Consider the following 867-nt stretch of genomic DNA (forward strand, 5'->3'; position numbering starts at 1 on the left):
CCTGCGGCTTCGTGGTCTGATGGCGACCCCGCCCGCCACCAGCCCGCGGTCCGCACCATCGCGATGCCGCCGCGGAATACTGAACTGATCCCACACCGGCCTTGGCTTTGACTTTACGAATGACCGGAACCCACACACTTAGCGGTCATTGGCTTCGCCCGAATGGATGTCCGACTTGGCCCGAAACGGTCATTCCGGATGCCAATTTGCGTTAGTCCTTGGGCAAAACCCAATCACTCTAAACGACCGGGTTCGATCCCTTGCGGATGTTTAGTTGGGGCGTCGCATGACGCGATCTGACCCGAAGACGACTCACACACTCCACTCACGGAACGGCTGTTGTGCGCCGATCTCAGCCGTTCGTCGACGCTCAGCTCGATCCCGAATGCCGCCGTTCGCTCAGTCGTTGTGATGGGCTCGAGTCAACCGTGCAATCCAATGGATTGGCGGCTATCCGCCGGCATGATCCCGCCGGAAGAGCGAATTCGAACCAACGGCCGCTCGATGAACAGTCGAGATCTCTACCGGTGAGCTATCGGGAGCTGCTGAACCAAACTCTCAACTTAATTTCGGATCGGGCTAAAAGGCATTTGCCGAATATGGTGGCGACGTCGCATCTTTCTGCTTGCCACCCTATTTCACCAAGGACGGGGCCGCCGGAATGAAGGCCAGCTTTCGGGGACCGGCAAGGAGCCAGTCAGCGACTGACATTGGGTCGCTTGCCGGAATGCCGCCGTTGAGGAACGAGAAGGCACTGGCTGGGTGTTGATGGCCACCTCGGGAGGTGAACCCATGGAACCGCGCGCCAAGGAACAGGAGAACCTTTCCCGACTCGAACGGGCCGCGCAACAGACTGCTGATCCAAAA

General features: G+C 59.2%; 1 protein-coding gene. It reads right to left on the reverse strand.

Annotated features, from left to right (window positions below; all coding sequences use genetic code 11):
* Positions 1-633 precede the first annotated feature (633 nt).
* On the reverse strand, positions 634-867 hold a 234-nt coding region (locus AC0L3N_RS33875), incomplete at its 5' end, for a hypothetical protein (RefSeq protein ID WP_473552037.1).

The sequence above is a fragment of the Mesorhizobium sp. WSM4807 genome, assembly GCF_055811615.1.